This window comes from Bartonella birtlesii IBS 325, from assembly GCF_000273375.1.
GTDB classification, from domain to species: domain Bacteria; phylum Pseudomonadota; class Alphaproteobacteria; order Rhizobiales; family Rhizobiaceae; genus Bartonella; species Bartonella birtlesii.
In genome coordinates this window covers 1,809,113-1,833,909 of sequence record NZ_CM001557.1, presented here as the reverse complement: position 1 = coordinate 1,833,909, position 24,797 = coordinate 1,809,113, and the positions used below count along the sequence as shown (strand labels likewise).

General features: G+C 37.0%; 19 protein-coding genes and 2 tRNA genes. 11 read left to right on the top strand and 10 right to left on the bottom strand.

What is annotated here, in order from left to right:
* The first annotated feature begins 329 nt into the window (after positions 1 to 329).
* The 4 genes from QWU_RS08740 (at position 330) to QWU_RS08725 (ending at position 6,445) form a co-directional block, all read left to right on the top strand.
* Positions 330 to 1,526, top strand: a complete 1,197-nt coding sequence (locus QWU_RS08740) for a Bcr/CflA family efflux MFS transporter (RefSeq protein WP_006590118.1) — start codon at positions 330 to 332, stop codon at positions 1,524 to 1,526.
* Between the two features lie 274 nt (positions 1,527 to 1,800).
* Positions 1,801 to 2,532 (top strand): alpha/beta fold hydrolase, encoded by a 732-nt coding sequence (locus QWU_RS08735; protein ID WP_017196605.1) that lies wholly within the window; start codon positions 1,801 to 1,803, stop codon positions 2,530 to 2,532.
* Positions 2,529 to 4,688 carry an isocitrate/isopropylmalate family dehydrogenase gene (locus tag QWU_RS08730; RefSeq protein ID WP_006590120.1) on the top strand — a complete coding sequence of 720 codons (2,160 nt, stop codon included), beginning with the start codon at positions 2,529 to 2,531 and terminating at the stop codon, positions 4,686 to 4,688. The genes QWU_RS08735 and QWU_RS08730 overlap by 4 nt, the downstream gene beginning before the upstream one ends.
* An 812-nt stretch (positions 4,689 to 5,500) precedes the next feature.
* Positions 5,501 to 6,445, top strand: a complete 945-nt coding sequence (locus QWU_RS08725; RefSeq protein WP_017196603.1) for an N-acetylmuramoyl-L-alanine amidase — start codon at positions 5,501 to 5,503, stop codon at positions 6,443 to 6,445.
* Between the two features lie 655 nt (positions 6,446 to 7,100).
* Here QWU_RS08725 and QWU_RS08720 read toward each other — a convergent pair.
* Positions 7,101 to 8,306, bottom strand: a complete 1,206-nt coding sequence (locus tag QWU_RS08720) for a porin (RefSeq protein WP_017196602.1) — start codon at positions 8,304 to 8,306, stop codon at positions 7,101 to 7,103.
* 304 nt (positions 8,307 to 8,610) lie between these two features.
* Between QWU_RS08720 and QWU_RS08715 the strand changes: the two genes are divergently transcribed.
* Positions 8,611 to 8,701: transfer RNA gene (locus tag QWU_RS08715), tRNA-Ser, on the top strand.
* A gap of 2,486 nt (positions 8,702 to 11,187) precedes the next feature.
* Here the strand turns inward: QWU_RS08715 and QWU_RS08710 are convergent.
* The 8 genes from QWU_RS08710 to rpmH form a co-directional block, all read right to left on the bottom strand.
* A tRNA-Leu gene (locus QWU_RS08710) sits at positions 11,188 to 11,272 on the bottom strand.
* Between the two features lie 382 nt (positions 11,273 to 11,654).
* Positions 11,655 to 12,275 (bottom strand): 2,3-bisphosphoglycerate-dependent phosphoglycerate mutase, encoded by a 621-nt coding sequence (locus QWU_RS08705; protein WP_006590123.1) that lies wholly within the window; start codon positions 12,273 to 12,275, stop codon positions 11,655 to 11,657.
* A 29-nt stretch (positions 12,276 to 12,304) separates the two neighbouring features.
* The gene (gene dapB / locus QWU_RS08700; protein WP_006590124.1) at positions 12,305 to 13,117 is read right to left on the bottom strand and encodes a 4-hydroxy-tetrahydrodipicolinate reductase; all 813 of its coding nucleotides are present in this window, start codon (positions 13,115 to 13,117) and stop codon (positions 12,305 to 12,307) included.
* A 516-nt stretch (positions 13,118 to 13,633) separates the two neighbouring features.
* The gene (locus QWU_RS08695) at positions 13,634 to 14,326 is read right to left on the bottom strand and encodes a glutathione S-transferase family protein (protein ID WP_006590125.1); all 693 of its coding nucleotides are present in this window, start codon (positions 14,324 to 14,326) and stop codon (positions 13,634 to 13,636) included.
* Between the two features lie 139 nt (positions 14,327 to 14,465).
* Positions 14,466 to 15,113: a ribosome biogenesis GTP-binding protein YihA/YsxC gene (gene yihA, locus QWU_RS08690; RefSeq protein ID WP_006590126.1), complete on the bottom strand. Its 648-nt coding sequence runs from the start codon at positions 15,111 to 15,113 to the stop codon at positions 14,466 to 14,468.
* Positions 15,110 to 16,954: a membrane protein insertase YidC gene (gene yidC / locus QWU_RS08685; protein ID WP_006590127.1), complete on the bottom strand. Its 1,845-nt coding sequence runs from the start codon at positions 16,952 to 16,954 to the stop codon at positions 15,110 to 15,112. Before yidC ends, yihA begins: the two co-directional genes overlap by 4 nt.
* Positions 16,944 to 17,357 (bottom strand): ribonuclease P protein component, encoded by a 414-nt coding sequence (rnpA, locus tag QWU_RS08680; protein ID WP_017196601.1) that lies wholly within the window; start codon positions 17,355 to 17,357, stop codon positions 16,944 to 16,946. Before rnpA ends, yidC begins: the two co-directional genes overlap by 11 nt.
* 95 nt (positions 17,358 to 17,452) lie before the next feature.
* Entirely contained in the window at positions 17,453 to 17,587 is a 135-nt protein-coding gene (gene rpmH, locus QWU_RS08675; RefSeq protein WP_005864709.1) for a 50S ribosomal protein L34, read from the bottom strand.
* Between the two features lie 615 nt (positions 17,588 to 18,202).
* On the opposite strand from rpmH, the gene QWU_RS08670 reads away from it, so the two are divergent.
* The 6 genes from QWU_RS08670 (at position 18,203) to QWU_RS08640 (ending at position 22,674) form a co-directional block, all read left to right on the top strand.
* Positions 18,203 to 19,294, top strand: a complete 1,092-nt coding sequence (locus QWU_RS08670) for an Mrp/NBP35 family ATP-binding protein (RefSeq protein WP_006590129.1) — start codon at positions 18,203 to 18,205, stop codon at positions 19,292 to 19,294.
* A gap of 742 nt (positions 19,295 to 20,036) precedes the next feature.
* Positions 20,037 to 20,240 (top strand): hypothetical protein, encoded by a 204-nt coding sequence (locus QWU_RS08660; RefSeq protein WP_006590130.1) that lies wholly within the window; start codon positions 20,037 to 20,039, stop codon positions 20,238 to 20,240.
* The gene (rsmI, locus tag QWU_RS08655) at positions 20,216 to 21,103 is read left to right on the top strand and encodes a 16S rRNA (cytidine(1402)-2'-O)-methyltransferase (RefSeq protein WP_006590131.1); all 888 of its coding nucleotides are present in this window, start codon (positions 20,216 to 20,218) and stop codon (positions 21,101 to 21,103) included. The genes QWU_RS08660 and rsmI overlap by 25 nt, the downstream gene beginning before the upstream one ends.
* 4 nt (positions 21,104 to 21,107) lie before the next feature.
* The gene (locus tag QWU_RS08650; protein ID WP_081486163.1) at positions 21,108 to 21,476 is read left to right on the top strand and encodes a YraN family protein; all 369 of its coding nucleotides are present in this window, start codon (positions 21,108 to 21,110) and stop codon (positions 21,474 to 21,476) included.
* A 106-nt stretch (positions 21,477 to 21,582) separates the two neighbouring features.
* Complete coding sequence (locus tag QWU_RS08645) at positions 21,583 to 21,828, top strand: hypothetical protein (RefSeq protein WP_006590133.1); 246 nt, start codon at positions 21,583 to 21,585, stop codon at positions 21,826 to 21,828.
* Between the two features lie 54 nt (positions 21,829 to 21,882).
* A complete protein-coding gene (locus QWU_RS08640) occupies positions 21,883 to 22,674 on the top strand; it encodes a pyrroline-5-carboxylate reductase (RefSeq protein ID WP_006590134.1) in 792 nt (263 codons plus the stop codon).
* Between the two features lie 459 nt (positions 22,675 to 23,133).
* Here the strand turns inward: QWU_RS08640 and QWU_RS08635 are convergent, their stop codons facing one another.
* Positions 23,134 to 24,795: an electron transfer flavoprotein-ubiquinone oxidoreductase gene (locus QWU_RS08635; RefSeq protein WP_017196599.1), complete on the bottom strand. Its 1,662-nt coding sequence runs from the start codon at positions 24,793 to 24,795 to the stop codon at positions 23,134 to 23,136.
* Positions 24,796 to 24,797: the final 2 nt, after the last annotated feature.

The window sequence follows — 24,797 nt, the reverse complement described above, 5'->3', positions numbered from 1 at the left end:
GATGAATGCTTCCTGATCCAATTATGTTCCAAAATTGACCAATTTGCGCCAAAGATGGACAAAAATAACAGAAAAAAGCTGATTATTATGCTGAATTATTATACTGAAATGCGATGATGGAATATTAGCTCTTTAAAGCTCTTTTATGGAGAGGCTTTCTTATTGGTTATAAAAAATAATCTATAGAAAATAAAGCAGCAATTTATAATAAATTATTTATATTATTTTTTGTTAATAAATCTATAATAGAATTATATTTATAAAAATAATAATAAAATATTTGATAAATAAATTAATATTCTTTTTTATAAATTATAAAGTATTTTTTTATGCAACATAAATATAGTTTACCATTCCTGATACTTATCGTATGTTTATCAACGGGAGGTTTAATTTCTACAGATATTTTTCTTCCAGCACTTGGAGAAATGCGCCAATATTACCATGTAACTGAGTCCCGGATTCAGAGTGCTATAGCTGTTTTTCTGTTTGCATTGGCACTTGGGCAGCTCATTTATGGACCATTGAGTGATAATTTTGGGCGTAAAAAAACACTTCTCTTTGGTTTGTTTTTATGGTTATTGACCACGCTTAGCGTAATTTATACAGTCAATATTCATGCTTTTCTTGTATTACGTTTCTTACAAGGTTTTGGAGCTTGTGCGGGAATTGTTTTAAGCCGTGCTATTATTAATGATTTGTTGGATAAAAAAGCAGCAGGAAAACTTTACTTGATTGTTTTTCCTTTTATCGGCATGTCACCAGCCCTTGCACCTTTACTTGGAGGGCTATTGTTACAAGCTTTTAATTGGAAAGCTACTTTTATCTTTTTAAGCTTTTTTATATTTTTAACCATTTTGCTCTGTTATTTTGTGTTAACTGAAACATTACCCTCTGAAAAACGTCACCGTTTTTCTTTTATGGGATTTATGAAAGCGTGTTTGGGAGTTCTCAGAAATAAACAGTTTATTTTTTATGCACTTATTCCGTGTTTTTCTTATGCGGCATATTTTGCTTATATTGTAGAGTCACCCTTTTTACTTATGACTTTGGGTTTGCCACCACTGTATGTTGGTTATAGTTATATTGGTGTTTCACTTCCCTATGTTTTGGGAAATCTCATGGCGCGATGGTTCTTCAAACGAGAGCCTATGGAAAAAACTGTATGGCGCGGATATATTATTTTTGTTGTAGGGGGAGGGTTATTTGCTCTGCAAATGTATGTAAGTCCGTGGCCTCTTTTGACGAGCTTTATTGCTATTGCTGTTCTTACTTTTGGTAATGGTTTTTTATTGCCGTTAGGGACGGCACTAGCTATTTCTTCGCATCCGCAAGCCGCCGGAGCAGCTTCTGGTATGATGGGGGCTTTACAATTAGGAAGTGCTGCATTAAGTGCTGCGGTTATTGGAATGATATCTGGACACAACCCACAGACTATGGCAGCCCTATTGGCTTTGTGCTGTTTGCTGGGATTTGTAATTTATATCCATAAAGCACATGATTATATGCGTTCGGAAATGGACTGAGTAAAGTAGCAAAAGGGAACATTATGTGTAAATATTTGGGTGTTCTTTTGCTTGAGTGAAAGCGGCCTCATCTGAGGGTGGGTTTTAATAAAGCTTGGTTACATGGAGCATACTTAAATTTTATATAATTGGTTATTATAAGCGATTGTTATGGGGGGCGCTTATGTGTGATAAAATTCTGATATATTTATATTTTACTCGTTATAGTTAGTGAGAATCTGATGTTGTAATTTGTCGTTTGCAACAAGGGATGGAAGCATAGGGGAATACATAAATGAGCTTTCGTGTTGTCATTCTTTCTCCTGTAATGCCTATTTGGGATCATGGCGCTTTTTGTTTCCCATTTATAAAGCTTTGTTTAGCAAAAAAATGCCAAATTACTCTACTTGATACGCTCTCCCTTTTTCCTAATAATTCTGCTTTTTTCAATAACTCTGTTATAGAGGATTTGCCTTTCATTACAGAGAAACTTGAGAAATATTTAAAAAAACCTTCAGTACTCGTGGGATTTTCTATGGCTGGAACGTTAGTACAAATATTATCTGCGCGATTTGCCAATGTACAAGCAGTGCTTGCTGTGAATGCACCGGGCTATCCAGATAAGCCTTTACAACGGCGACTTGGATATATTCTTCATTTTTTGAAAAATAAAGATTTGTCAGGTGCGTTAGAAACACTCAATGCTTTTATGCATCCTCGTGGCATTATAAAAAGAAGAGCCTCGTTGGAGATTTCTGAAGCACAAAAAAGTTTGGCAATTGAACGTATGACAAGAGGCTTTAAGTTTTTGTTGGCAATGGATGCTCGAGATGAGATTAGCAAATACACCGGAAAGTTTTTAGCTTTGATAGGTGAAAAGTCGCAACTTGCAACCATGGATAATCAAACAAGAAGCTACTGTATCAATCATGAATATAAAGTCATCTCTAATGCTGGAACACGTTTGTGGGATGATAATCCTGTTATGACAAATGCAATTATTAATAAATGGATGTATGGTTTATGAAAAAGAAAGTTCTTGTATTACCCGGTGATGGAGTAGGACCAGAGGTTTGTGATGCAGCATTGATGGTCTTAGAGCAATTCAAATTGCCGATTGAATTAATCTATGGTGATATTGGCTGGAAATGTTGGAAGCAAGGAGGTAATTCTATTCCTCAGAAAACTTGGGAAAAAATTGCCGAGTGTAATGCACTTTTGCTTGGAACTGTAGAGGATGAAGAAAAAGAGTTTGCTCCACATTTAAGGGAGAGTAAATTTTCTTATGTGTCTCCTGTACTTCAGCTTCGCCAAAAGTTGGATCTGTTTGCGAGTATACGACCGGTCAGATACATTTTTGGCTCCAGAAAGCCTTTTCATTTTTGTGTTATCACAGACAATAGTGAAGGTCTTTCTTCAGGACTCAATTTTCATGGTGTTCCCTTTGAAGCTGCCACATGGTTAAAACATAAAAATTTGGAGAAATATGCTCTTGAAGAAGCGGTGTGGACGGTGCATTTACAGACTCGCTTTGGTTTAGAGCGGTTGTTTGAATACGCTTTTTCTTATGCACGGGCACACGGGTTGAAGCGAGTGACTTTTGCCGATAAGGCAAATATCATGCGAGAGAGTGGTCAATTTGCTCGAGAAATTTTTGAGAAAGTTGCGCAAAATTATTCCGAAATAGAAGCAGAGATTCATGATGTTGATGTGGTTGCTTTGTGGATTGCTACAAAGCCAGAGCGTTTTGGTGTAATTGCTGCTGAAAATATGTTTGGTGATATTCTCTCAGACTTTGGTGTTGGGGTGATGGGAGGCGAGGGGCTTGCCTCTAGTGCAAATGTGGGGAGCAAAACTGCTTATTTTGCGCCTGTTCATGGGAGCTTGCCCTGCATTGCAGGACAGAATAAAGTAAATCCTTCGGCTATGTTTTATACCACAGCTTTGCTTTTGGGCCATTTGGGTTTTCAGGATGCAGCACGGCAATTGTCTGAGAGTGTTGATCAGGTTATTCGTGCTGGGAAAATTGTACCTTATGATTTGGGAGGTTTAGCTACTACGCGTCAAATGGCACAAGCGGTTGTTCATTCTCTTGTGAATCCTATTTCTGTTTATCGGGCAGCGATTATTACTGTGGGTGATGAACTCCTTTCAGGACAATATTTGAATACGAATTTGCAAGATTTGAGTCAAAGCTTGGAAAAGAGAAATATCCAAGTGACACGTCATTTTGTTTGCGCCGATCAATTGCAGCAAATTAGTGAAACTGTGATTGCTTGTCTTGGACAAGAAGATCTGATTATTATCAGTGGAGGATTAGGACCAACATCTGACGATAAAACACGTGATGCGATTGCTAAAGCTGTAAGGCAGCCTTTGATTCATCATGAAGATGTTTGGCAAACAATCAAAAGTCAATTGAGGCGGTTAGGGATTGTGCCAGATAGCAATAATGCGCGTCAAGCATTGTTTCCGGAGATGGCAAAAGTGCTTGATAATCCTACTGGTACAGCGCCTGGTTTTTACCTTTCCTGTGATGGAAGCTTCCTTGTTGTTTTGCCCGGTCCACCTACCCAAGCCCTTACGCTTTTAGAAGATTATTTAGAACAGAGTGAGAAAAAATATTCTTCTGTATCGCGTGCGCAATATGCATGGACTTTGATTGGAATTGATGAAAGTACCATTGCGCATTGGGTGGATTGTCATTTTGAAAATGAGCCATTTGAACGGCATTTTTTATGGAAAAGCCCTTATGTTCTTGTGCAATTAATTGGACAATCATCAGCGCCTTTGGCAGAGCATTTGATTGAAGAATTTGAAAATCATTTTCACCCATATTTGGTTGGCTCAGAAATAACCACTGCTCGTGAACAGTTAGCGATGCATTTTGAGGTTTATTGGTTGGTAGATGACCCGTTGCTTTTAAAATATTTTCAGCCAACAGAAAAAAGTGCAAAAAATGTTGCACAGCTTGAAGTTAAGGTTAGTTTATCACCTTCTTTGGAAATATTAGAAAACCAGAAAGAAAGTCTTGGACATGCTACAATGACTATACAAGTGAAAGGCTATGGTGATGAGCGTGTTTCTTTTCCCTATACGCGACCGCTTTTAGGGGTGGTCTTACAAGAATATGCCGCGTGGTTGGTGTTAAAAAGATATCTGCAAATGGAGAAAAGAAAATGATCTTTTGAACTTAGGGATATTTCCTAAATTATCATCCTGAAATGTCAAATATAATTTAAGTTAGAAGTAATTGCTGCTTTTATATTTCAGGTAATTTGTATTGGTAGGAAGTTTTCTTGGCTATTTTAAATATAAATCGTATATATATGATTTATAGGGAGATCGTGGTGAAATTAAAATTACTTTTTCAAGATTGTTTTTATTAAGTTCAGAAAAAACTTCTTTATAATAAAATAAGAAGACATCCTGTTTATTTTCAGCTGTAGAGAAAGATTTTTCCAATTTCTTTGAAGAATTGTCTTTGCAAAAAGTTAATCAAAAATATGTGTTGTTAATTTAGTTGTCAGTCAATTGACACAAAAATATCATAAAAGTTCCTTTTAATGTTTTAGCACTACTGAATGATGGTTAGGTGCTTTAGCTTGTGTGCGGTGGTCTCTGGCTGTGTATTACTTAATACATACAAAGGAAGGGTTATTTTATGTGCAAAATATCAAGGAATATGTGGTCAGTGATTTTATTATGCTTGTATTCGTTTCTTGATGGATAATTTTTTAGATATTTTTGAGGAAGATAGTAAACTCAGAGGCTGATAAGTGTTTTCAGAATTATTTTATGGATGTTGTGTGCAGAGATTTTGAAAATCTGTATTGATTGTTGAGTAAGAGCTCTGATGCTTTGAGTGAGCTAATTTTAAGTTAAATGTTAGAATATAGTACAAAAGTTTTTAAAAACCGCCTTAATTTTATTTTGTGTACACTCTGTTGTTATGTGCAATGGTACTTGTAAACTAACAAAAAGGAAGGATTTTTATGTATCAGATTGATTACAACAGTTATCGTTCTATCAAGAGCTTTAATCGTCGTGTTCGCTTTCTTGTGATGCATTATACTTCACTTGACTTTAAAGAGTCAGTCATGGCTCTTACAGGAGAGAATGTTAGTGCCCACTATCTTGTCCCCGATCCATCAGAGAAGACCTATATTGAAGCAGGATTTAAGGATATGCGTATCTTTAATTTGGTTGATGAAAATAAGCGTGCATGGCATGCGGGTATGAGTTCATGGGCTGGACGCAATAACTTAAATGATACATCCATTGGAATTGAAATAGTTAATTTAGCGAATGGAGATACTGATTTTTCAGAGCAGGCTTATGTTAAAGCAATTTTAAAAGATGTACGCGTTTTAAATCCAGTTAATAAAGATGAAAGTGAATTGCAGACTGATGTTTGTTTATGGACTGAAGGCAGTGATGTGAATGGTACAGCTTTGCAGCTTGAGAAAGTTAATTTAGTTACTTATAATCATCGTGGTTTTACTTTTCCTTCTTACAATCCAACGCAAATTGATGCAGTTAAGGAACTCGCACTTAATATTCTTCAAAGGTATCCAGATATTATGCCTACCGATGTTGTTGGACATAGTGATATTGCTATCGGAAGAAAGAGTGATCCAGGAGCAGCTTTCCCGTGGAAAGAACTTTATATGGCTGGCATAGGGGCATGGTATGATGATGAACGAAAGGGTCATTATCAAGAACAGTTTTGTAAGAGTTTTCCAACTAAAGAAGATATTTTGACCAAACTGAAATGTTATGGATACGATATTTCAGTTGCATGTACCGAAATTGGATATAAGAATTTGATCCGAGCATTTCAGCTTCATTTTCGTCAAGAAAATTATGATGGGATTTTGGATATTGAAACAGCAGCCATTATTTATGCTTTGGTAGATAAATATTTTCCATCGCATTAATTCAGTGTATCTTGATTAAAATGCGTATAATTATCCATAGTGTGTGTTTTCTATGGGCAGTGTTTTTTATTTTGCCTATTGAGTTTACGCAAAAGAAGTTTGTTTACGGTGTGAGAGAAAAATTACATTTAAAGCTATTCATGGAAAAAGGATGAAAAAAGCTCTGTAGTTTGAAGAGGTAAACTTTAAAACCCGTTTTTGTGTCGTCTATGAAACATCCTCATTTAAAAAGGCACGTAAAGTTAAGATGTTATACGTGGTATAAAGGACGTAGTGTTCAAGAGTTGCATAGAAAAAGAGGAGGGGTATTGTGCAAAACAGAATTTTATAAGGATAATTCATTGTTTTGTAATTTGAATGAGAGTTTTTTGAATATAGAAAAATTTTCTCATTTCAAAGCCTCGGCATGCGAAATCAGAAAGTTATTTGTTTCAGCATGATCGTTTTTACTAAAAATATTTCTATGATAAATTGTCTCATGCGTTGAAGCTATATCCAGCTTATTTGTTTGGAATGTTTTTATAACAGTAAGTAGCTTTTTGCAGAGATAGTAGAAAAAAATATTATGAGATAGTGTTATAGTTATCTTAGAAAACTTTAAAAACTAAAAGCCGGTAACCTATGTTGCCAGCTTTTAAAAGTAACATCTAAAAAATTAGAATGAACGCTGTAAGCGGATCATACCCTGAAAAGCATTTTTCTTATTGAGAGCATAGGTATAGGTTGTACTATTGTCTACGCTTTTTAAAGTGCGATCATCGTTCCAAGAAACGTAAGTCAGCTCTGGTGTAATCACAAAGCCTGGAACCAGCGTGTATGCAATATTCACGGAAGTTGCAAAGGTTTTTACCGCACTGTAAGAAACTTGAGCATTTAAATTTGCTTTTGGAGTGAGTTTATAAGTTGCACCAGCCCAAGCAGCCCATTTGCCTCCCCAGTTTGCGTAGATTGTTGTATTCTGTCTCGATAGCGTATTGTCTTTGTCTGCTGTGTAGTAATCAACACTATTTTTATAGCCAGCCATTACCCATAGGTTAAAACGATCATTGACATTGAAATCTGCACGGACTTTACCAGCCCATTTTTTGTAGTAAGAATCATAAGCTACAACTGTAGAAAATCCTCCCCATTTTTGCATAAACTTCATTCCTAAAATCAGATTAGGAGTGTAATTTTTTACGCCTTTGCTTGGTGGAAGGTCATTGCTGGGAACGAGAGCAATTTTGTCATCTTGATTGATATAGTAGTAAGTTAAATCATCTGATTTGAATGAAGCATTTCCTAATTCAGCTCCGATAATGGCAGAAAAGCCACTGTCACCACTAAAGGTATAAGAAATAAAATTGGTTCGTGTTATACCTGCTGGTGCTATGCTGTCATCATTGAGAACGTTGCCATAGTCACCAGTCCAGCTGTTGAAGATTGTGTCATCAAGACCTACGCGAAAACCTCCAAGTTCAATGTAAGCAGCAGCAAGTTTTGCACCATCTTTATTCGCACCATTGCTCCAGTTTGAAGAGACGCGTGCATATGAACGAAGTGTTCCCATTTCCGTTTCAGAAGCGGTTTGAAAAACAAGAGTTAACTGTGATGATGCACTATAAGTTTTTCTTTTGGCAGCTAATTCTGCATTTGTTGTTGCATCAATGTTATCACCGCCTAGAAAATCAGTGCGGACATTTCCTGATAAACGCATGCAAGTCTCTGTTCCAGGAATATAGAAATATCCTTTCCCGTATGCATCGCAAACGCGAACGTATTCTACAGGTTCTGGTTCTGGAATCACTGTGGAAGCTGCTTGTGCTCCAGAAATTGCTAAAAAAACTGCTGCAGAGCTTAAAAAAAGGGACTTAATGTTCATAATGAATCTCCAATGAAAGGTAGTTCAATCTTCGTTAGGGAATATTATTTTTTCAACTCATAAAAGGTAGAGTAAAATACGCTATACTTATAATTCCTAGCTATACTAATCTTTTTTTAATATACAAATATGAAATTAACTTTTTGAAAGATATTGATGTACTATTCATGGCAATGTGGTAAAAAAAGCACATTCGTCTTTTATTAACTCTTTTTCTGTAATAAATAAAAGAAAAATCTTAGATATTAAAAAAAATATCGAAAATGTCTTGAACTTTCTGTTGATACCATTTATGCACCTTCTTGGAGAGGTGGCCGAGTGGTCGAAGGCGCTCCCCTGCTAAGGGAGTAGGGCTCAAAAGGCTCTCGAGAGTTCGAATCTCTTCCTCTCCGCCAAACGTAAAATCAGTTGATTATATAAAGGTGAGAGGATTTCGAGTCTCTTTGATTTGTTTTTCTATCTATCCCGAATCTTCTTAACGTGTTTTGGTATGTCGGTGATTTAAAGAAGTGCCGGCTATATTAATGGGTATCGTTGTATGCTTTCTTCTCGCAGATCTCTGCGAGGGAGTGTTGCTCATCTTATCGCGACTAAACTGCACATAAAAAAGTGATTGTTGGCAAGATAAGATAATAAGATAGTGAAGCTTTTGCAGGCAGAAAAGAAATGAGATGCTTAATACCGTAATTGCGAATATTCGTCCACAACAAGATACAGCTCCAATAATTCCAGAAATGTGCTGAGTTTGTTTTGGTTTAAGCTCTGAAAAACAAGCTTTTGCACCTATTGGTACGGTACAAATAAATCCATGGATTAACGAAAATGCGATAATTGCTACAGTTGTTTGGTTGCTACGAACTAAAAAATAAAACCCTATGCGCACCAAGGTGAAGAAGAACGAAGAATATTTTATAGAATTCCTGTATTTGTTATCGAATACATAATATTTAGAAATCAGTAAATTTGAAAAATATTGCGTTGAAAAAGCCTCTATATAGTAGTCTGTGAGTGCAGGAATTTGTGTATTGTTAAGATAATCGATTTCGTTTGTTGAGGGTATTATTGGCTGCTAGAAATGATAAATAATCTGAATACCGGCACTAAAAAGGCATATGAGAAAAATAAACCATATCTCTCCAACGCTATTTTGAAATATTGGCAGTGTTTCTTTGGCATTTTGCGGGATCGTTGTTGTTTTGAATTTTTCAATTACTGTCTTTTTTCTTCAGGAACAATAAAGAATATTAAAAAATAATTCCTATTAGGCATAAGATCATATATCCCATAAGATATTGTCCAGAGAAGTATATTGTGCCAATTCCTATGATAGGCTGATAATGCTACGGAAAGAGTTTGTCTGCTGAGTGAGATGAGCATAATGTGAAAAGGGTCTTGTTTGTGGCCGAGAGAGTGTAAATTCATCGGTCAATGGCACTTGCAATGAGACCAATGTCCGCAGTATAAAGAATTTGTGCAATGATAAGGATTATCGTATTAGGGACTGAAGGTGTAGAAGATAGAATACACCGGTCGTAATGACGCCGCCATGATTGAATATTTACGTCGATATCTGTCTGAAAGAACAGTACAGAGAAAATCAAGAAGCAGAATGATTACGAAAAAGGCCATTTGAAAAACAGTTAATTGTGCTAGACTAATCTCCATAGACATTAAAAAATCGTGTGATAAATATTAACGAGCATTCGTACTGCATTATAGGATTTATAGGTGAGAGCAAGGGTATGCGGTCTATTCATTATAATGTTCTACAAACGTGATAGTAAAATTTCTGCTTTAGAAAACGTTTTTCTATGAAAAGTTGGCTATTTCATATTCTCACACAGCGATTCATGAAAAGCAATTGCTATAACCATCCCAAAATTTAACAGCATTATTGAATCATTGGTGTGTATGATGACCAAAAGAGTGTTAACAGGAGGAAATATTGTAACTTTGAAATGATTATTGATGGTAGTGCACGTTTTGTGGATTAAAAAGTTACCTTTTTCTAGGAGATTTCTTCGAGATGTGCTGCATGCATAGCAATGCGTTTTCTTAAATATGAAAATTAGCCAAAACAAGAAAATTTTTAAAATCCAGGAAATGGGTGATTAAAGCTTTTTCTTGATCTACTATGCTATGTAACGTAGCAAATTTTCTCAAGTTTCACTGTGGTTGATAAAGGAATATGTTGAGTTGAAAGAAAATCGCATTATTACTATAGGTAAGAAAGTAGGTACATTGTTCTTCCAAATGATGCTGTTTCACGATCTTTTCTTATTTATCAAATTAATTTCCTCTAGAATGATACTAAGGAAACAGATCCTTTTTAACATTTTAAGGTTATGTAGCCTATATTTTTCCTTTAGTTTTTGTGTTTTGACTATTCTTCATTAAAATTTAAGAAAAGAGATGAATTTAAAATATCGATATTATATTTATTTCTCCAATTGTAATTAAATGTTCTGTAGTTGAGCATAAGTATATTCTGTTGCATTCTAAAAACAAAGTACAGGGAGAAAAAAGCTGTTGTCATGAGGGCATTAGCATGGCTAGTGAATTGGAGAGTATCTTTTCCTGGTCAAGGTATGAAGATAATGTCATGTTTCATGAAATGGATAGCATTTATTATCTTTGATGTTTGTTGTTGATTTTCCCTTCCTATGGATGCACTAGAGAATATTTTCTTACATCTAAAAAAGTCGTTTACCCAGAGTCAGAGCCCTCCAAACAAAATAACAAAAACACTGCAAAAAGAAATTCTCATTCGCAATAATTGAGAGAGAAATTGCAAAATCCTATTCCCTCACTTTTATCTACGCGTCCCTCACTTAAAAAAACATATGAAGTATCAATAAGTTAATAGTAATATAAAGCCATATGGTGCCCAAAAGAGGACTCGAACCTCCACGCCTTGCGGCACAGGTACCTGAAACCTGCGCGTCTACCAATTCCGCCATCTGGGCTTAAAATTCATCTAAGCTTGTGATGTTGCTCTGTCAATAAAATTATTTATAGTGCTATCAAACATTGCCTATCGGTACGGGTAGTGGAATCTGCTTCTCTGCGTATCATGCATATTCTAAAGCGTAATATTGTTGATTCTTAATTTTGGTTTTTTATTAATCAAGTAAAAAATAATAAAGCCCAATGTAATATTAAGGGCAGAATTGTTCGAAGAACTTAGAAGTTCATGAGTAATTGCAAGAGAGGCTTCTCAAGAAAAACTCATCTGATGACACATGGGGGAGGGCAAAAAATTGATCCTTATGGTGAGGGGGAGAAAAAACTGTTCATTTTTGAGCGGGACAACATTGGATTATCCTTCTAAATTCCATTACGCTTTATTTAAGGTGTGGCGACAGTCTTTGAAGAAATTGTTGAATCGGAATTAAATGTATAAATTATAGGAATCGCTGTTGCTAATTCTTGAGAAATAATTTCCTCACTATTAAGTCCTTCAAGTGCCATCATAAGAGCACGAAGAGAGTTGCCGTGTGCTGCTACCAGGACAGTTTGAGAACGCAAAATATGAGGTTGTATATGATAGAGATAATAGGGCAAAACACGTGCACAAGTATCGCGTAGGCTTTCTCCATTTGGGGGGGCAACTGTATAGGAGCGGCGCCACATTTGTACTTGTTTTTCTCCCCATTGTTGGCGTACTTCATCTTTATTTAGACCAGACAGATCGCCATAATTACGTTCATTTAATGCGGGGTTTTTTACTAATTCTAAATCTTCTTGTTCCATTTGTGCTAAGATGTGCCGCGCTGTTTTTTGTGCTCGCTGTAGAGCAGACGTATAGGCGATATCAAATTTTAAACCAACCTCTTTAAGTTTTTTTCCTGCTGCTATTGCTTCTATGCAACCTTTTTCTGTCAAATCTGGGTCTTTCCAACCGGTAAAAAGGTTTTTGAGATTCCATTCACTTTGTCCATGACGGATGAGTACAAGTGTGCGTCCCATTATGCATTTCCTTGTGTTACATCGATTTTTTAAAGCTCATCATTCAATCCCAAAACATCCAGCATTGAATAAAGACCATTTTTATGATTTTGGGCCCATAAAGCTGCTTTTAATGCTCCATTGGCAAAAATAGAACGTTCTTGTGCTGTGTGTGAGAGAACAATGCGCTCATTTTGGCCGGCAAAAATGACGCTGTGTTCGCCAACAACCGTTCCACCCCGTGAACAGGCAAAGCCAATGGTTCCTTTTTCGCGTTTACCTGTATGGCTGTTGCATTCATTGATACTCATATTTTTAAGCGTAATATTGCGACCCTCGGCTGCCGCTTGTCCAAGAAGAAGAGCTGTTCCAGAAGGGGCGTCTGCTTTGTTTGCGTGATGCATTTCATAAATTTCAATATCAAAATCATCCGATTCTAATGCTTTGGCTGCTTTTTTGACAAGGTTTGCTAACAGATTTACGCCAAGACTCATATTTCCAGATTTAACAATAGTTGTGTCTTTTGCAAAATCTGCAATTTGTGCTTCTTCTGTTTTATTAAATCCCGTTGTACCAATAATATGTACAAGACCTTTTTGAGCAGCATAATTGGCATAAAGAATACTGGCTTGTGGTTGAGAAAAATCTATAATTCCTTCCGTATTAGAAAAGGCGCTTTCGGGATCATCAGTGATGCGAATATCAAGAACATCTGAATTAATCAATATACTGGCATCTTTATTGACAAACGGGGACCCTTTACGGACAAGTACAGCACAAAGTTCTATATCTTTTCTTTGCTGTATCGCTGCAATAAGTGCGCGTCCCATTCTTCCATTGGCACCAACAACAGTAAGGCGCATATTCTTCTCCTTATGATACTTTACCTCTTATAGGCAAATTCTTGTCTTCTTGCCAACGGTTCCTTTTCTTTTGAGAAAAAATTGTACTTTTTTGGCTCTCTACAAAGATTGTTCATCAATGAAAGGCGCATGGCAAATTTTATTATAGAGCAAACTATGTGCGTGCTAGGCAATAATTTTTGAATCCATATATTTGGAAAATATCATATGTTGCTTTATTGTTTATTTGCTCATTTCGCATCCCTGCTACAGTTCTCATATAGGGGAATTTAAAATCTTTATTTTAAATAGTTTTACCCACATGCTTACTCGTTAAAAATATGCAAGAATATTTTATTTCATCATAAATAAAGCTAAAATGTAAAGAATAATTTACCTTTATAGTTTTTTTTTAAGATTTTGAGGATAAATCAATATGTTGTTTAATGCCGTATAAAACTATATAGGATTTTATGGATATAGAGCTACATCTTTTTGATATAAAATATTGCTTTCATATTTGTTCAGCAGAAATGCTTAAAAATCAAGATCTGTATAATGAGGACTTGCTACAATACCTCGAACGCGATCTGTTAAAAGAGAACGGAAAGAAGGTCGTGATTTAATTCGCATATACCAATCTTTTGCTGCCGGTATTGGTTCCCAGTCAATTTCTCCTAAAAAATCAAGGACAGAGATAGCAGCTGCTGCTGCGAGATCTGCATAAGAGAGTTCAGAGTCGACTAACCAGTCACGAGATGCGCAGAGCCAATTAAGATAGTTCATATGGGGTGGAATATTGGTACGTGCATTGCGTAAAATTTGCGAATTGGGGGCACCACCGCCAATGGCTAGTGGCATTTCACGTTTATAGATTCGTTCTCGTACAATATGACGTGTAGCTTCAGTTTCAAGTTTATTTAAAAACCAGTCATTGAGACGGCGTACTTCAGCCCGACCTAAAGGATTTTCCGGAAAGAATTTATTCTCTTGGCGTAAACTTCCATGAGTTTCATCTAGATATTCATAGATAACAAAAGCTCCTGATAATGGAACTTCATGTTCATCAAGAAGAACGGGCACATGTCCAGCTGGATTGAGTGCAAGAAATTCATGCCTTCTAGCCCATTCATGTTCTTCAATGAGTTGAGCGGTTATACCATATTCTCCAAGAATAAGGCGTATAAAACGAGAGGCAGAAGAGAGGGGAGAGTGAAATAGTGTCAGCATAATCTACATTATCAAATAGAGTTGATGAGAATTCCTTCAAGGAATAGAATTTTATAAAGACGCTTTACTATAAGTACAAGTTTATTAGCAGAAGCTCACAATTATGTTTAATAAACTCTTAAAAAAACAAAAATATATTCTATATTGCGATTGTTTGTAAAATGGCGGCACGCAATTCTTCCAAACCAAACGCTTTTTCTGAAGAGGTTACAAGAAGTTCAGGGTAAGCTGCTGGACGTTTGAGAAGCTTTGTTTTTGTGGTTGTTATTAATTTTTCAAGATCATTTGATTTGATTTTGTCACTTTTAGTGAAAATAATTTGATAAGAAACAGCAGCTTTATCAAGGAGATCGAGAACATCTGCATCATTCTTTTTGATTCCATGGCGTGAATCAATCAATACATAAACGCGTTTTAATGTTGTACGGCCTTGTAAATAGCTAAAAATCAAGTTTATCCATGCATCAACCAGATTTTTAGGAGCCTCAGCAAAACCATAGCCCGGCATGTCTACCAGTGCTAGGGGAGGAAGATCATCTTGTTGTCCAGTGAAACCATCGGGCACAAAGTAATTAAGCTCTTGCGTGCGCCCTGGTGTGTTTGAGGTACGCGCTAAACCTTTTTGCTGGACGAGTGCGTTGATTAAAGATGATTTTCCAACATTAGAACGTCCCGCAAAAGCAATTTCTGGCGGCCCTTCGGGTGGAAGAAAGCTTATTTTGGGCACACCACGAATAAAAATCCAATTGCGAGAAAAAATTCCAAAAAAGGAAGAATCTTTTTTCATTTATGCACTTCTTCTTTTGAGGATTTTCTCCACATAGCTTTAAGATTATCGAGAAGCTCAATTTTTACTCCTTGACGTTTCATCATGATCGCTTGTTGGATTATTGACAATATATTGTTCCATGCCCAATAGATGACAAGACCAACAGGGAAGGATGCGAGCATAAAAGTAAAGATGACTGGCATCCACGCAAAGATCATCGCTTGTGTTTGGTCTTGAGGGGATGGGTTCATACGCATTTGTAAAAACATCGTTATCCCCATAATCAAAGGCCATGCACCAATCATCAAGAATGTCGGTGTTGTATAGGGCAAGAAGCCAAACAGGTTCAAAACAGAAGTTGGATCGGGTGCTGCTAAATCTTTAATCCAGCCGAAGAAAGGTGCATGCCGCATTTCAATAGTAATATAGAGAACTTTATAAAGAGCAAAGAAGATCGGAAATTGGACTAACATAGGCCAACAGCCGGCAAGAGGATTAATTTTCTCAGTTTTATACAGTTCTATTATTGCTTGTTGTTGTTTGGTTCGATCATCTGGGTATTTTTCTTTTATTTCTAATAACATTGGTTGTATAAGCTTCATACGTGCCATAGATTTATAGGATTTGTTTGCTAACGGGAAAAGAAGCGTTTTCAAAAGCACTGTCACAAGAAGAATGGCAATACCGAAATTGCCTGTTTGCTTGTAAAGAATATCAATAAGAGAAAACATTGGCTTGGTGATGAAATCAAACCAACCCCAATCGATTAAAAGAGCAAACTTTTTAATTTTGAGGTCATTTTGATAATGATTAATGATTTCAACTTGTTTTGCACCAGCAAAAAGGCGGTTTGTAACGCTCTTTGTTTCATGAGGAGCAATCGTTAAAAGTGACCCTAGCAAGTCAGACTGATAATGCGTCTGCAAGCGATCAAAGTAAATAAAGCGGCTTGTATATTCTGCATCCTGAGGAGGAATAACTGCTACAGCCCAATATTTATCAGTAATACCAATCCAACCTCCAGTTACTTTGGAAAAAATCATACTTTTTTGGCCATTATGAGGATTTGCTTCAAGTTCAACTAAGGCTTTGTACTTTTCAGTCTTGAGTGCATCACCGGCGATAGCTATCATGCCTTCATGAAGCAAATAGGTTGCATTTGTATGTTCTGGTGGGGCTGCACGGGCAACGCGTGCATAGGATGAAAGATATACCGGTTTATCGCTCTCATTGCTGATAGAATCTTCAATGGTAAACATGTAATGATTATCAACGGAAAGAATACGACGAAAAATCTGTCCCTGTCCGTTATTGTAGATTAAAGTAACGGGTGTTGAAGGAGTCAGGGTTGTGTTATTTCCTTCTATTTGCCATTGTGTATCGGATTGTGGCAAGGCATCTGCTGGTAACGATGAACTGGTAAAACCGAATTCAGCAAGGTAGGTTGTTGTAAAACCTTTAGGATTTAATAAAGTGATTTCTGGTGATTTCTTATCTACTGTTAAGCGATATTTTTTGAGGAGGAGATCATCAAATTGTGCGCCGACAAGATTAATGGAGCCTTCAAGTTCACTGGTTTTAATGGTAACACGGTTTGTTTTTGCCAACGCAGCATTACGAACTTCAGGAGTCATTTTGTGATCAATGATTGGTGTTGATTCATGCACTGGTGCTGTGTCAGAAAAATTTGTAGCAGGGGTGGAAAGTGCTGATTGTTGTTTTGACAATTGCTGTTGCTGTACAAGAGCTTGTTCTTTTTGTAATTCAGCTTGTTTAGGCGCAACGTGAAGAAACTGCCATACAACAAGTACTATGAAAGACAGTCCAATGGCGATAAAGAAATTGCGGTTATATTCCATTTGTACACCCCTGTTGCCGTTTTTGATGTGTTGTTTTTGGTTTTATTCGTCTATTTAATTCATTGATCAAAGATGTAAAAGACGCATGGAGCACATCAGGATGTGCGATAATGATATAATCTGTTCCTGCTTCCATGTTTTCTGTTAAACCAATTCTCACAGCTTCGCGCAGACGTCTTTTAATACGATTGCGTTTGACAGCATTACCATTCTTACGTGTAACCGTGAAGCCCACACGTGCAACAGGAAGAGATTCCATAGTTGCTGTTTGTTCACGAGATTTCACTGTAAGCAAAAATAAAGGACCACGTCGTTTTTCCCCTGTGCGTGCAGCTAAAAAATCTGCTCTCTTGCGGACACGACATGGATGTTTTTTTTCATAAAAAGCGTTTCGTAATTTCACTAAATACCTATTTTATAGGTACCAGAAGTTCACAACGAAAATTCCACAACGGTGAGATGATGAGCAATATTCAACTGTCGTGAAAACTTAAATGGTTAAGCGGACAAACGCTTACGTCCACGAGCACGCCTTGCAGCGATCACTTTACGGCCACCTGCTGTTGCCATACGTGCACGAAACCCATGGCGGCGTTTACGAACAAGTTTAGATGGTTGGTAAGTACGTTTCATTTATTTCAATACCGCGGAGTGCGGCCCTTCTTGATTCTATGGCAATTATGCACTAGATGAGCAATCTTATCCCCTTATACGACTGCTAATCCATAAGGAAAAACATAAAAAAAGTCAATCGCAGATTATTTTCTCTTTTTGTAAAAAAGATCAAAACGCTATTGTGTATGTGTATTTTATCCGTAATGTTTTAAAGTTTAAAGAAAATAATCACTTATTACAATGACTCAATTTGCCGTTATTTTTTAAGTTATAGCACAAGTGGATATTCAAACTGTCAAGGCGAGGAAAAGAATCATAATTTGTTGTTGAATGATTATCGTAAAGTGTACTTGTTTTATAAGAAATTTGCTCAATTTTAGCTCTTAAGAGCCTTGGTAAAATTTGTCATGTGGTTATGGGAATAATCTGTTTCATGACATTATTTATAGAAGTGTAGAAGATTTTATGCGTGCTTTTTTATTTGATGGTTTCATGTTTTAAAAGAGATAAGCTATAAATATTTAGACTTTGATAATGTCGTTTTTTAAAAGTGCGAAATTTCAGGTAATCACGTGGAAGTATTTTGGAGCTTTATTGCTATATTTTCTGGAATTTGTATAGAGAGGAAAGGGCATGAATCCTATTACAAGTGAGATTATTCGCAATGCGTTATATAAAGTTAAAGCGCCGAATTCTGAAAGCGATATTATATCATTGGGGCTTCTTTCAGAGATATTGATTGCTCATGGAAAAGTGTTTTTTTCCATTACAGTTCCCGATGGACGTGTGGAAGAATGGGAATTTTTGCGCCGTACTGTTGAAGAAGTGGTATGCGCTATGGATGGTGTTGAATCTGCTGTTGTTACGCTTACGGCAGAAAAAAAACCGAAACTCTCTTCTCAGATGCATAGAAATACAGTTTTTTCTGCATCAAAACGCAGACATGGATTGCCTGTAAAAATGCCGATAGAAGGTGTACGACATGTGATTGCGGTTGCTTCTGGGAAGGGAGGGGTTGGTAAATCCACAATGGCGATCAATATCGCTTTAGCTATGCAAGATTCTGGTTTTAAAACAGGTTTAATGGATGCAGATATCTATGGTCCATCTTTGCCACGTTTAACAGGCCTGGTTAATCAAAAACCACAATTCATTGATGGGAAAAAGCTTCAACCTCTTGAAAAGTTTGGTCTTAAATTGATGTCGATGGGATTTTTGGTTGAAGAAGAAAAACCGGTGGTATGGCGTGGCCCTATGGTGATGGCAGCTGTGACACAATTGCTCAGAGATGTTTTATGGAGCCCGTTGGATGTTTTGGTGGTTGATATGCCACCAGGTACAGGGGATGCGCAATTGACGCTTGCTCAGCAAGTACAGTTGACGGGAGCATTGATTGTTTCTACTCCGCAGGATCTTGCCTTGGTTGATGCACGTAAAGCAATAGAAATGTTCATGAAGGTTGATGTTGCCATTTTAGGCCTCATTGAAAATATGAGTTATTTTATTGCTCCTGATACGGGAAAACGTTACGATATTTTCGGTTATGGTGGAGCGCATGCAGAAGCAAAACGCCGAGGGGTTCCGTTCTTAGCAGAAATGCCGCTTGATGCAGCTTTACGGTGCTCTTCAGATGATGGTGTGCCAATTTTTGTTGCTCAGCCTGATGGAGAGCATGCTAAGCTTTATCGTGCGATTGCAGAGCAAATAAAAAACAAATTTTTGTAAATTTGTTAAAAGACAATGCTGAACAATATAAAAAGCTATTTGGGGGGGCTGTATGGAGCTCTCATTTTTGGATGCGATGTAAGGAGAAGAAAAATTGATTAGGCAACTGGATAATTTAAGCGGTATTTCTTGAACTATATAGATCTTAGAGATAATGCACAGAGATAGAAAAAAGAGCCCCTTGGCACTTGTATCGAAGAAAAAGACTATGAAATAGCGAGTGTTTAGAAAAAGCTGTATAGATTATAATGGGCCTTATAAAAGGTGGTTTTAAAGCGGCTACTTAAAAAAGATATTACCGTATTTTAAGGTTTTTCATAACATAAAAAGGTGTTTCATTTGGCTGCAAGAAGTCTTTTTATTTATAGGATTAAGGATATTCATCGTAGTGTTGTAAAGATTTTTGAGCATTTTACAAAGTTTAACGAACTTTAAGAGTATTTGTTTGCTTTTTGACAATGATAAAAGTTGTTGTTGGTGGTATTGAGAAAAGCGATTCATGTTTGCTGAAAAATATTTTGATATTAACAAATAAGGTGTGGCTGAAAAAGCAGGTTGTGGAAATGATCTGAAAAATTTTGCTTTAAAGAAGTGAAAGAAAGGTGAAAAAGAGGAGAAAATAAACTGTTTTTTTTGTTTTTTCTGGGGAGGTTTTGTGGGGTATTATAGGGCGTGATATGGAGGATAACACCGGTCATTTGTTGTGTGGGAAGTGGTCGTGATGATCAGATAAGGTGTTGTAATGCTTAAAATGAAGCATGAATGGTTTGAATATATCACCTTATTATGGCACGGGCTATTATTGGAATTGTTGATTTTTTGCGCTGGTAAAGAAAATTTTGGAAAAATGACTGATGATTATGGAGGAAAGTTTTCGCTCGGTTTTTGTGGAGAGAGAGTATTTGATTATGAAAGAAATGTATGGGTAAGAAAGCATATTTTATAAATGGGCATGCTTATTCTGCATCCATTATAGAACCAGCACTTTATCTTGTGGCAACGCCTATTGGAAACCTTGCCGATATCACTCTTCGTGCTTTGCAAGTGCTTGCAGGAGTTGATATTTTAGCCTGTGAAGATACACGGGTAACACGTGTTTTGTTGGAACGCTATGGTATTGAGAAAAAACTTTTTCCTTATCATGAACATAATGCAAAAAAGGCAGGAGGAAAATTATTAGTGGCTTTGGCAGAAAATAAAAGCGTGGCACTTGTATCTGATGCAGGGACACCACTGATTTCTGATCCGGGATTTCGTTTGGTAGAAGAAACGCGTAAAGCCGGTTATAAAATCGTGCCAATTCCTGGAGCATCAGCTCTTTTAGCGGCTCTCATTGCAACTGGGCTTCCTACCGATAGTTTTTTCTTTGCTGGTTTTTTGAGTGCGCGCAAGATACAGCGTCAAAAGCGATTAGAACAATTAAAAGCTATTCCGGCAACTTTGGTTTTTTATGAATCTCCCCATCGTCTTATTGAGTCTTTACAGGATATGGTTTCTCTGTTTTCGGCGGATCGTCCTGCGGCAATCTGTCGTGAATTAACAAAAAAATTTGAAACAGTGGATGTCTCCAATTTAGGGAATTTGTTGGAAAATTATCGAAAACAGGAGTATATTCGTGGAGAAATTGTTGTGCTTGTTGGGCAAACACTTTCCCCTTTGCAAATGATGAGCGATCAAGAAGTGGATGACATGTTATTAGGATTGGCTAAGACGCATTCTGCTGCTAGGGCAGCTGCGTTGGTAGCAAAAAAAACAGGCTTAAAAAAACAAGAACTTTTTCAACGGTTAAATGTTTTTAAGAATGCATAAATCTATGCAAAAAGAACGCAGACAAAAGTCTTTTTATCGAGGGATTCGTGCAGAAAAATGGGCTGCTTGGTGGCTGCGTTTTAAAGGATTTCATATTGCTGAAATTCGTTTTAAAACAAAATGTGGTGAAATTGATTTAATTGCGCGGCGGGCAAATCTTGTGTTAATCGTTGAGGTCAAAGCACGACCAACATTGGCTGAAGCAATGGCTGCGATTTCTCAGGTAAATGAGAAGCGTATTGAAGCTGCTGCCGATATTTGGTTAGCGCAGCAAAAAGATCGCGCTCTTTTATGTGTACGCTTTGATTTAATTGCAGTTTTGCCGTGGCGTTGGCCGCAGCATGTTCCAGCATTTTTTACATCTGATAAATAAGAGTTTCTATAGTGTTTTAACCATGGTAAATGAGAAATATTTCTTTTTGTGGGACACAGGGGATAAACAAACTGTACAACAATTTAAGTGCTATGAGGAGTAAAATATGGATGATTACGAAAAGTTTGCAACGGGTCTATTAATTGTTTTTGGAGCACTGATTATTGGGGGGTTAATGGCAGTTCATATTATGCTTATGAATAAGCCAGGTTTTTTATTTGCATTAGCCGCTGCTATCGTTGGTTGGTTTTCTGCTTTTGCGGTCCTTTTTGATAAGCCTAGGGTTTATTTGGTATTGATTATTCTTGCTATGCTTTGTGTTTCTTCTTCAATTGGTTTTTATGTAAATTGAAATAGTAAGGCGTTAGTTGAGATTCTTTTAAAATGATAAGTGCAAGGAATAGCAATGAAAATTGGCTTTTTGGGAACAGGTAAAATCAGTGCTTCCATGGTTGATGGTTTAATAAGAAGCAAATTTGATGTTTCTTCTGTTATCGTTTCACCACGCAATGCACAAAGAGCAGAGCAGCTTTCGCACAATTATAATAAGGTTATGATCGCTGAAAATAATCAGGAATTGCTGGACGCTAGTGATTGTGTTTTTCTTTGTCTGCCTAATCAAATTGCCAAAGAGGTTTTGCATTCTCTTCGTTTTCATCCAGAACAGCTTGTTGTTTCTGTACTTGCTATGGCAAAAGTAGCAGAAGTTGAAGAATGGATTAATCATAAGGTTTATCGTGCTGTTCCATTGCCATTTGTGGCAGAATGCAAAAATTTAACACCAATTTATCCTAATCATCCATTTTTACGAGATTTATTTGATGCTTTGGGAGGCACATTGGTGTTGGAGGCAGAAGAGCAGTTTAATCTTTTTATGACAGCTGGTTCACTTATGGGGGTTTATTGTAATTTTATAGAAACAGCACATCAGTGGTTTATGACACAGGGATTAAAGAAGCAGCAGTCAGCAGATTTTCTTGCTATGATGTTTGGAAACCTTACGGATGAAATGCGTAAAATTGTAGCGGCTAAGAGTTCTGTATCTCTCGATTTTGCACTGCTTGAGAAAGAATTTTCAACGAAGGGGGGAACAAATGAGCTTTTATCAAATTGTTTTTCTCACCAAGGGGGAAGGCGTGCTTTAACCATAGCCCTTGAGACTACTTTGCAAAAAATAAGCGCTCCGAAAAATACTTGATCAATATTTACTTTCTTATTTTATAAGAGCTATACGGTATGTTGGTTATGAGATAAACACAGATCTATAAAATTATCTGTTTCCTCTAATTTTTAAGCGCAAGATAAAGGTAATTTATTCTTGGCTCTTGAAAAGATATTACAATGAACGTTTTTGCAAGTCGTCAAGCCTGAATAAAAAAGATCGTAAAAATGGGCAATGATTTGCTTTTACAGTAGGAACGGTGAGAATATTTTCGTGTTTTTTTGTTTTTGGACATAAAAGTTTTTCATAACAACATGGTGTTTGCAGATAAAAAAAGTGATCTACTATCAAAAATATTCTGATATGGTCATGATGATAGATTTTATTTTGTGAAAGAATAGGTGTATTGAAAATATTGGATGGGCTTTTGGTTCGAGAAAAAATACTCTTCTTGCTCCTGTATTTATATTCTCATTCTATGAGAATGAATAATGATTACATATTGAGGTAAAGGGGCCCCTCATTGCCTTGCGGACAGGTCCAATTGATATTTTGATTAGGGTCTTTGATGTCGCAAGTTTTACAATGTATGCAATTTGAAGCGTTGATAACATAAGTTTCATGATCATTATGCTCTAGCCACTCGTAAACAGCGGCAGGACAGTAGCGACTAGAAGGGCCACTATAGATTGCATATTCGGAGTTTTTTTGTTTTTCTAATGAGGCTATTTTTAAATGACAAGGTTGATTTTCTTCATGGTGTGTATTGGAAAGTGCGACACTGGAAAGGCGATCAAAGGTTACAATACCATCTGGTTTTGGATAAGCGATGGGTTGAAATTTTTCTGCTGGTTCAAGACATGCATAATCTGCTTTTCCATGGGAGAGTGTTTTAAATAAGGAAAATCCGAACAATTGTTGCCACCACATATCAAAGCCAGCAAGTTTAATTCCATATTTTGTGCCATATTTTGCCCAAAGGGGTTTAGCATTGCGCACTTGATAAAGATCTTTGCCAATGGGGCTTTTGCGCCAATGTTCTTCGATTTCTATAACTTCATCATGGGTGCGACCTTGCGCGAGAGCACTAGCGACTTTATCGGCGGCTAATATGCCAGATAAAATGGCATTGTGTGATCCTTTGATACGAGGGACATTAACAAAACCAGCAGAACAGCCAATTAATGCTCCACCTGGAAAAGATAGTTTTGGTACGGATTGCCAACCGCCTTCGCTAATGACGCGTGCACCATAACAAAGGCGTTTTGCACCTTTGAAAATTTCGTAGAGTTTTGGATGTGTTTTAAAACGTTGAAATTCTTCAAAAGGAGAAAGATAAGGATTTTTATAATCCAAGTGTACAACAAAACCAGCAGAAATTAAATTGTTTTCTTGGTGATAAAGAAAACCACCACCACCGGTATCGTTGTCTAAGGGCCAGCCAGCAAAATGTTGAACTAAACCACATTGGTGTTTTTGGGGATCAACTTCCCAAAGCTCTTTGAGACCGAGACCAAATTTTTGTGGTTCACGGTTTTTGCTAAGATCAAATTTTTGTATCAGCTGTTTTGCAAGGGAGCCACGTGCTCCTTCCGCAATTAGAGTATATTTTGCCAATAAAGCCATACCAGGCATATAATTTTCCCCGGGCGATCCATCTTTGTTCCGTCCCATATCAGATGTGAGAACGCCAATGATGGCTCCACGATCGTTCTCTATGATATCCGATACAGCAAAACCAGGATAGATCTCAACACCGAGCGCTTCGGCTTTTTGGCAAAGCCAACGGCATACGCTTCCAAGTGAAACGATATAGCATCCATCATTTGATAAAATTTTGGGGCGAAAGATGTTGGGAAAGAGTGTGGCGCCTTTAGGTTTTAGAAAAAAAAACTGATCATTAGTGACGGGTGTTTTGAAAGGATGATCGCTTTCATTTCTCCATTCTGGCAAGAGTGTATCAATGCCGATAGGGTCAACAACTGCTCCAGACAGGATGTGTGCACCAACTTCAGTGCCTTTTTCAACGATTGTGACAGAAAGTTCGGGGTTAATCTGTTTGAGACGAATTGCGGCAGAAAGTCCTGCTGGTCCTGCTCCGACAATTACTATGTCAAATTCCATACTTTCATGTTTATAATGCGAAGGTGCATTCATAG